This window comes from Bacillus cereus group sp. BfR-BA-01382 (genome assembly GCF_022663475.1).
Lineage (GTDB): Bacteria > Bacillota > Bacilli > Bacillales > Bacillaceae_G > Bacillus_A > Bacillus_A thuringiensis_S.
This window is the reverse complement of record NZ_JAKUFQ010000032.1, coordinates 44,688-53,749: the sequence shown is the minus strand read 5'-3', so window position 1 is coordinate 53,749 and position 9,062 is coordinate 44,688. Positions and strand designations below refer to the sequence as shown.

Genomic DNA, 9,062 nt, shown 5'->3' with positions numbered 1-9,062 from the left:
TTCTTTTTCATTCTCTTTTTCATCAAATAGTTGAAGAAGCTCACTTTCATCCTTCGCTTCTAATAGTTGCTTGCGAAACCCTTCATCCATTAATAATGTCGATAAACGAGACAACGTTTCTAAATGAGTATTATTCGCTCCTTCACTTGCAGCAATCATAAAGAATAAGTGTGCCGGTTGTCCATCAAGCGACTCATAATTGATACCGCTTACACTTCTACCAAAACAAATCGATGGTTGTTTAACAGCCTTTGTCTTCGCATGAGGTATTGCAATACCTTCCCCTATTCCAGTCGTACTTTGGGACTCCCGCTTTAAAATAGCTTCTTTAAATTCCGTTTTACTATTTAAACGATTTGCCCCGTTTAATTTCTCAACTAATTCATCTATGACAGCTTCTTTATTTGAAGCTGTCATATCCATAATGACTGTATCCCTTTTTAATAGTTCTGTAATTTTCATATGTTGCTTCCCCCTATCGCTTAGCTACAATTACTTGCGACAATAATTCTTCTACTTTTTCCTTCTTACATAAATCAGCTGAAAATGCTGTTGCACTCCCTGTTGCAACGCCGTATTGAAATGCCTTTTCAATATCTTTTGTCTGTTCATATTTGCCTACAAACCCTGCAACAAGAGAATCTCCGGCCCCAACTGAATTAATTACAACACCTTTTGGAACAGTCGCTTCATATATACCTTCTGCCGTAAATAATAAAGCTCCCTCTCCAGCCATCGATACGATAACGTGTTTTACACCTTGTTCAATTAATTTTCTTCCATAAGGTAAAATGTCTTCTACTGTTGAAAGCTCCACTCCAAACAACTCACCAAGTTCATGGTGGTTTGGCTTAATTAAAAACGGCTTATTTTTAATCACATGTTGCAGTGCACTTCCACTTGCATCTACTACTACACGAATACCTTTTTCAGCTCCAAACGCAGCAATTGATTCGTAAAAGGTACTTGGAATAGAGACTGGTACACTCCCAGCGAGTACAACACAATCTCCAGGTTGCATACTCTCAATTTTTTTCATTAACTGTTCGAACTGCTCTTTTGTTACAATAGGACCTTGGCCATTTAATTCTGTTTCTTCTTTCCCTTTTATTTTCACATTAATGCGAGTATCTTCATCTACTTGGACGAAGTTTGTTGTTACACCTTCCGTCTGTAATACCTCTTTAATAAATTGACCAGTAAATCCACCAGTAAATCCAAGTGCTATATTTTTAACACCTAAACGCTGAAGAACACGAGAAACATTAATTCCTTTTCCTCCAGGAAACTTCATATCTTTCTCCGCTCGATTTATTGTTCCTAAATCAAAAGAAGGAACTTGCACTACATAATCAATAGATGGGTTTAAAGTAACTGTATAGATCATTGTTTATCAGCCTCAATTACATTGGTTTGTTTTTTATATTTTTCTAAATCAATTTCTAAATGGTTTGTAATAATATTTGCATCTTCAACATTTGCAATTTTCGCAAACGCAACTTCTGAAAACTTACTTTCATCAATTAAGAAATATCCTTCGTTTGCTAATGTTAATGCCATTTGTTTTAGGAGCGCTTCTTCTGGATCTGGCGTTGTAAAGCCAAGCTGTTCATGTACACCATTTGCACCTAAAAAACATTTATCAAAGCGATACTTCTGCATACTTTCCTGTGCCATAGCACCGATTAAAGCTTTCGTCCTACTCTTCATCATTCCGCCTAGTAAATACGCACGAATATTATTTTCAACTAAAGCTTCAATATGCATAAGTCCATTCGTAACGACAGTAACATCTTTATTGATTAAAAATGGAATCATTTCAAATGTTGTACTCCCTGCATCTAAATAAATACAATCACCTTGTTCAACAACGCTAGCCGCATAATTAGCAATTTGTTGTTTTATTTGAATGTTTTTGGATGATTTTTCAACCATCGTTGGTTCTTGCCCTTTTCCTGTTAAAACAGCGGCACCACCATGAACTCTTTTTAATAACCTTTGCTTTTCCAATTGTGCTAAATCACGGCGAATTGTCGACTCAGAGCTTTCTGTTCTTTCAACTAATTGCTGTAATTTTACAACTTTCTGTTCTTTTACAAGTTGCAATATCATTTGATGACGTTCAGGAGTTAACATTTTATTCACCTCTTCTTTGATTACAGTATAATGAAAACGGTCACAAAAATCAACCATAAACAATCAAAAATAATCACAAACATTCATAAACGCTTATAAAAAGCAAAAAAGAAACCTATTCGATCAAACAATCAAATAGGTTTCTTTTCTAAATTCACTTATAAAGAAGCTTTATATATACTTAGAACATCATCTTTATTTAATTTTTTAAAGTTACCAAATTCACCATACACCATCGCTTTATTAGCCATTATATCAATTTCATTTTCTCCAATACCGTAATCAGCTAATGTTGCTGGTGCTTCAATTGAAGTCCAAAATTGACGCAGTGCCTCAATTCCTTCTAACGCCACTTCTTTATCTGTTTTGCCATCTGTTTCTATATCAAATACACGAATAGCGAACTGTTTAAAACGACTTACATTTTCCTCTACAACATGTTTCATCCAGTTCGGGAATAAAATCGCAAGCCCACCTCCATGCGGTATATCATGAACAGCAGAAACTGCATGTTCAATATTATGAGTTGCCCAGTCACCTCTTACTCCCATCGCTAAAATGCCATTTAACGCCATCGTTCCGCAATATAAAATTGTTTCCCTATGCTCATAATTTTCTAAATCACTTAAAAGCTTAGGTGCTGTTTCAATGACTGTTCTTAAAACAGATTCACAATAACGGTCTTGTAGTTCTGTATTCGTTCCATGATGGAAATATTGTTCTAATACATGTGACATAATATCTACCATACCATAAATCGTTTGATCTCTCGGTACAGATGCAGTATGAACTGGATCTAAAATTGAAAACTGCGGGAATGTAACTGGGCTTCCCCATCCATACTTTTCATTCGTTTCCCAATTTGTAATTACCGAGCCTGCATTCATTTCAGAACCTGTCGCAGCAAGAGTAAGTACAGTGCCAAATGGTAATGCCTCACTAGCAAATGCTTTTTTCGTTACAATATCCCATACATCTCCATCATATTTGCTACCAGCAGCAATCGCTTTCGTACAGTCGATTACACTTCCTCCACCAACTGCTAAAATAAATTCAACTCCATTATCTTTACAAATTTGAATCCCTTTCTTTACAGTTGATACACGAGGATTCGGTTCAACACCCGTCAATTCAAATACTTCTACATTAATATCGTTTAAAATAGAAATTACATTATCATAAATACCGTTTCTTTTAATACTGCCTCCTCCATATACGAGAAGAACCTTCTTACCAAACTGTGGAATTTCAGTTTTTAACTGTTCTAATTGATTTTTACCGAAAATAAGTTTCGTTGGATTACGAAATACAAAATTTTGCATATTTCTTTACCATCCCTTCTATATGAAAAGCAACTATACTTTTGTATACCATATTTTTTTCATTTCACAAAAAGATTTGCTTAACAAAAAAGCCCCAGCCTAAGGGCTGAGACTTTTATTGATAATAAGGTGAGATCATTAAGTAAACAATAACACCAGATAAACTTACATATAACCAAATTGGCATCGTCCAACGTACAATTTTACGGTGACGTGTTAATTGATTTGTAAAACCAAATACAAGTGCAAACAATGCAAGTGGTACAATAATTGCAGCAAGGATAATATGCGTAATTAAAATAATGAAGTACACATATTTAATGAACCCTTCTCCGCCAAAATGTGTTGCTGGCGCCAAGTAATGATACGATAAATAAGAAACACAAAATAGCAACGTCGTTGTAAATGCTGCGAGGATAAAACCACGGTGCATTTTCACATTCTTTTTAATAATAGAGTATAAAGCTGCTAATAAGAATACGAACGTAAAGCTATTAAAAATCGCATTTAACATTGGTAAAATTGTTACATCAAAATGTACTTCTCCTTCATAGCCAACAGGTCCAAAGAACAAAAATAAAATAATCGCATTTACAATTACAGAAAGCGTTATCACAATAGGAGCATAGCTTTTCTGATTTGTTGATTGATCCACCAAAATGGTCACTCCCTCTTCCTTCGAGTATGTATACATAACCTCACTATTTTAACATATTATTCACAGTGTAAATGTGACAATAGTTTGACACAGCAAGACAAGACAAAGAAAAAAATCCTTCTTAATAAAACTTCTTAAGAAGGATTTTATCGCTTTATTATTCAAATAGCAACGCGATTAATTTTTGTTAAAAAATGTATCGCTATATGCTTGAAAAATTTCAGACACTTGATATCCCATTAATGAAATTGCTGTTAATGAAAAGAAACCAATCATAAGAAATCGAAACCACATATAAATCTCCTCCTTGTATTTAGCTTAAAAAACGTTAGCTACCTTACAAGTTGCGTGGCACTCTTCATCATCACTTTCCTTCTTCTTTACAATTGCTGTTATAAATCGAATCATAAAGAATAGTACAAAAGGAAATTGTTCGTAATTCACATTGGCATAGTTTAGCAACGGCTCGCGCTGCACATCGAACGGAGATGAGAAGGAATAGAACATACCTTGCTCTTCCATATATACAATTACAATTTTCATGCAAAATACTATTCCTAGAAACGAAACAATATCTTGCCATTCTGTCGTATATAACAAGTTATACAGCTCTAATACGTACTCTTCCAACATCATCCCCCCCTTCCTTTTTTACCATTCTGCTCGCCTTCGTATAAAAAGTCAAGAAAAAAGTTTATATTCACTATGACAATAGTAATTACTTGTTTCTATGATTATATATGATTCTTTTATAGCGATGATTGGGTGTAACTCTCTTCTAAAACAAGAAATTAGAATCGAACAGATTCCTCATTTTTACTTTCGGAATTCAATACTGTACTATTTTTATTTCTATTAAAAATAAAATAAGAAATTATTATAAGAAGAGTAACAAGTATCGTTAATAGTGCCTGTGAACGTAAAGATTCAATTGCGATCATTGCAACTAAAACTGCTATAATCGCAGCAATTGTAACATATGTTACATATGGAAAAAGCCACATCTTCACTTTCAAATTTTGTTGTTCTGCTTTCCCCATTTTTTTACGTATCTTGAAATGTGAAATTGCTATAACGAGATAAACGAGTAATGCAATACCGCCAGATGCATTCACTAAAAATAAAAATACTTTATCTGGAGATATGTAACTAAAAACAACTCCAATGTAAGCAAAGAAAGTTCCAAATAAAACCGCCCGAACCGGAACACCACTACTATTCAATTTCAAAAATGCCTTTGGTGCATCTCCTCTTTCTGCCATTGAAAAAAGCATTCTTGAGTTCGTATATAAACCCGAATTTAAACAAGAAAGTACAGCTGTTAAAACGATAAAATTCATAATTTGTGCTGCCGCTGGTATCCCTATATGTTCCAATACCGCCACAAATGGGCTTTTTAGTATGTTCGCTGAATTCCACGGAAGGAGTGTAACAACTACAGCGATCGATCCAATGAAAAATACGAGAATACGCCAAATCACACTATTTGTTGCTGTTTTTACTGCTTTTACAGGTTCGGCAGACTCTCCAGCGGCTACAGCAACAATCTCTGATCCCATAAATGAAAATATAACGACGGTAATTCCAAGTAACACCGAACTTATACCATTTGGCATAAATCCTCCTTGCCCTACTAAATTCGAAGTGCCAGGTGCTTCCGTTCCTGGTACAAATCCTAAAATAACAGCAAGACCTAAGCAAAGGAACAAAACAATACTTATTACTTTAATAAATGAAAACCAATATTCAAATTCTCCAAATGATTTCACCGAGAAAACATTCGTCAACGTTAATAAAATCGTTAATATTAAGCTTAATAACCAGAGTGGGATTTCCGGAATCCAGTATTGAATAATACCAGCACCTGCTGTAGCTTCTATTGCAATAACAATTACCCAGAAAAACCAATATAGCCACCCAATTGTATAACCTGCCCATGGACCAATTGCTTCTCTTGCATATGTTGCAAATGAACCACTTGTCGGATTAATAGCTGCCATTTCCCCCAGCATTCTCATAACGAAAATAACTAGAAGCCCTGCTAATGCATATGAAACGATAGAACCAGGTCCTGCCGAATGCACAACCGCACCACTTCCAACAAACAAACCAGCTCCTATTACGCCACCAATTGAGATCATTGTAATGTGGCGTATTTTGAGGTCTTTCTTAAGATTTTTATCCAACTCTTGTACATCCCCTTCCAAACTAAATTTTGAAATTTATGTAAGAGTACTGTGCGAAAGATTTTGTCCTATACTTTAAAATATATCAAAATATTCTGAATTTAACAATTGCAATTCAATCTCCTTCAAAAATTATTTCATTAGGTTTAATACTTTCCCATACACAATTGTTGAGAAAATTATAGTCCTCTTACAAAAGAAAGAATTTTCAGATATCATTAGATAAACAAGATTATACATCTAGACAACTTTTTGTATAGGAGTGTTAATATGTTAAACAAGTTCAAATTTTTTTGTTGTATTTTAGTAATGTTCTTACTACTACCGCTATCCCCTTTCCAAACACAAGCAGCAAACAATTTAGGTTCAAAATTACTCGTTGGATACTGGCATAACTTCGATAACGGTACTGGCATTATTAAATTAAGAGACGTTTCACCAAAATGGGATGTAATCAATGTATCTTTCGGTGAAACTGGTGGTGATCGTTCCACTGTTGAATTTTCCCCTGTATATGGTACAGATGCAGAATTCAAATCAGATATTTCTTATTTAAAAAGTAAAGGAAAGAAAGTAGTTCTTTCAATAGGTGGACAAAATGGGGTCGTTTTACTCCCTGACAATGCCGCTAAGCAACGTTTTATTAATTCCATACAATCTCTGATTGATAAATATGCTTTTGATGGAATAGATATTGACCTTGAATCGGGTATTTACTTAAACGGAAATGACACTAATTTCAAAAACCCAACTACTCCTCAAATCGTAAATCTTATATCAGCTATTCGAACAATCTCAGATCATTATGGTCCAGATTTTCTATTAAGCATGGCTCCTGAAACAGCTTATGTTCAAGGCGGTTATAGCGCATACGGAAGCATCTGGGGTGCATATTTACCAATTATTTATGGAGTGAAAGATAAACTAACATACATTCACGTTCAACACTACAATGCTGGTAGCGGGATTGGAATGGACGGTAATAACTACAATCAAGGTACTGCAGACTACGAAGTCGCTATGGCGGATATGCTCTTACATGGTTTTCCTGTAGGTGGTAATGCAAATAACATTTTCCCAGCTCTTCGTTCGGATCAAGTCATAATTGGACTTCCTGCAGCTCCAGCGGCCGCTCCAAGTGGCGGGTACATTTCTCCAACTGAAATGAAAAAAGCTTTAGATTATATCATTAAGGGCATTCCTTTCGGAGGAAAGTATAAACTTTCAAATCAGAGTGGCTATCCTGCATTCCGCGGCCTAATGTCTTGGTCTATTAATTGGGATGCAAAAAACAACTTTGAATTCTCTAATACTTACAGAACATATTTTGATAATCTTTCCTTGCAAAAATAATAAAAAACAACAATAGGTTACATAACCTATTGTTGTTTTTTATTTATGTAAATTACTTTTTCACTTCTACATGATGAAGAGATTCTTTTTCATCTCTTACATAACTATTCACAAGACTTAAAAGTAATTTACCACCAATTAACATTGCTTGTTCATCAAAATCAGCACGTAGCGCTATCGTCTTCCCAGGTCTTCCACCTTCAATTACGCCGATTACTCCTCTGCTCCCGATATTTGTTTTCACATCAATATGAAAACTTTTTAAGATTTCAGCTATTTTTCTCGGCGTTTCTATTTCTTGAAACGCTAGCTCTGGATATTGATGAAAATCTCTTCGTCATGAAACTATTTGATTATATAAACTTTCCAATTCTTTATGCCATGTTTCTATCCTAGAAATTCCCCTTTCTTTATTTAACACTTTAAACAAAACTTACATAATATTCAGTATTTAACTATTAAAAAAAGAGAACTTTCTCTAAAAGTCCTCCTACTATTCTAGTCACTATTTTGCTTCAACACAAAAATTGAAAGTTCAGGTACACTCCAAAATCTAACAGGCATCCTAGTAGTCCCAATGCCACGATTTACATATAAATATAACGGCTTACTCTTCCCCTCTACTTCATACATACCTTCAACATAGTTCTCAGCTAGTTTGGTAGTAATTAACGGACCTACAAAAGGAATTTGGACTTGTCCTCCGTGACTATGTCCTGACAGTTGAAGATCAACTGGGTAACGATTGATTTTGGTTACAACATCCGGCTCATGTACTAATAACATGTTGAAATCATTTTGTTTCAAGTTTTTTAAAGTTGAACCTATTTGCGGCTTCCCTAATAGAAAATCATCCAAACCTGATATTGTAATATATTTGCCGTTTTCCACTTTAATTTTCTGCACTTCATTTACTAATACAGAAAAACCAGCTTCCTCCATATATTTTTTGTAAAATAAACTACCGCCCCCGCCCCTATCATGATTCCCAAACACAGCATATTTCCCTAAGGGAGCGTAAATTTTCTGCAAAATAGCCTTCGCTTCTTCTCTTTCCGCACTATAAGACCCAAATTTATCTATTAAATCTCCAGTAAAAACTACTATATCTGGATGTAATTCATTCATCTTCTCCACTAAATGTTCAAGTTGTTTCAGTGTAAACTCTGGTCCTAAATGTACATCTGAAAACTGTAATATTTTTTTATTATTAAATTCTTTAGGAATTGCAGAAGCTTCTATTTCATTCCACGTAACTGTTACTAATTTTCGTTCTATTTCTGTCGCATAATAATACAAACTTACTGGTATCATTAATATACTTATAAAAATAATAATAAATATCTTTACGATTGATTTTTTTCGTTCTTTTTTTACATGATTCGTATTCATGTTTTCACCTCTAGA

The 9,062-nt window shown here is 34.4% G+C and carries 9 protein-coding genes and 1 pseudogene; 1 reads left to right on the top strand and 9 read right to left on the bottom strand.

What is annotated here, in order from left to right; all coding sequences use genetic code 11:
• The 7 genes from MR160_RS15230 to gabP all read right to left on the bottom strand — a co-directional run.
• On the bottom strand, positions 1–462 hold a 462-nt coding region (locus MR160_RS15230; RefSeq protein ID WP_242297666.1), incomplete at its 3' end, for a PTS sugar transporter subunit IIA.
• Positions 463–475: 13 nt separating this feature from the next.
• Complete coding sequence (gene pfkB, locus MR160_RS15225; protein ID WP_000640856.1) at positions 476–1,387, bottom strand: 1-phosphofructokinase; 912 nt, start codon at positions 1,385–1,387, stop codon at positions 476–478.
• Complete coding sequence (locus MR160_RS15220; RefSeq protein WP_000957288.1) at positions 1,384–2,136, bottom strand: DeoR/GlpR family DNA-binding transcription regulator; 753 nt, start codon at positions 2,134–2,136, stop codon at positions 1,384–1,386. The genes pfkB and MR160_RS15220 overlap by 4 nt, the downstream gene beginning before the upstream one ends.
• Positions 2,137–2,294: 158 nt before the next feature.
• Positions 2,295–3,458, bottom strand: coding sequence for an iron-containing alcohol dehydrogenase (locus MR160_RS15215; protein ID WP_086390344.1), 1,164 nt, complete (start codon positions 3,456–3,458; stop codon positions 2,295–2,297).
• Between the two features lie 115 nt (positions 3,459–3,573).
• The gene (locus MR160_RS15210; RefSeq protein WP_000228316.1) at positions 3,574–4,116 is read right to left on the bottom strand and encodes a DUF420 domain-containing protein; all 543 of its coding nucleotides are present in this window, start codon (positions 4,114–4,116) and stop codon (positions 3,574–3,576) included.
• Positions 4,117–4,434: 318 nt separating this feature from the next.
• Positions 4,435–4,749 carry a hypothetical protein gene (locus MR160_RS15205; protein ID WP_002162598.1) on the bottom strand — a complete coding sequence of 105 codons (315 nt, stop codon included), beginning with the start codon at positions 4,747–4,749 and terminating at the stop codon, positions 4,435–4,437.
• 158 nt (positions 4,750–4,907) lie between these two features.
• Entirely contained in the window at positions 4,908–6,302 is a 1,395-nt protein-coding gene (gabP, locus tag MR160_RS15200; protein ID WP_000360100.1) for a GABA permease, read from the bottom strand.
• A gap of 270 nt (positions 6,303–6,572) precedes the next feature.
• Here gabP and MR160_RS15195 point away from each other — a divergent pair, with 270 nt between their 5' ends.
• On the top strand, positions 6,573–7,655 hold the full coding sequence (locus MR160_RS15195) for a chitinase (RefSeq protein ID WP_086390346.1): 1,083 nt from the start codon (positions 6,573–6,575) through the stop codon (positions 7,653–7,655).
• A gap of 154 nt (positions 7,656–7,809) precedes the next feature.
• Here the strand turns inward: MR160_RS15195 and MR160_RS15190 are convergent.
• A pseudogene (locus tag MR160_RS15190) lies at positions 7,810–8,046 on the bottom strand (amidohydrolase); the annotation flags it as partial.
• A 107-nt stretch (positions 8,047–8,153) separates the two neighbouring features.
• Complete coding sequence (locus tag MR160_RS15185; protein WP_242297664.1) at positions 8,154–9,047, bottom strand: metallophosphoesterase; 894 nt, start codon at positions 9,045–9,047, stop codon at positions 8,154–8,156.
• Positions 9,048–9,062: the final 15 nt, after the last annotated feature.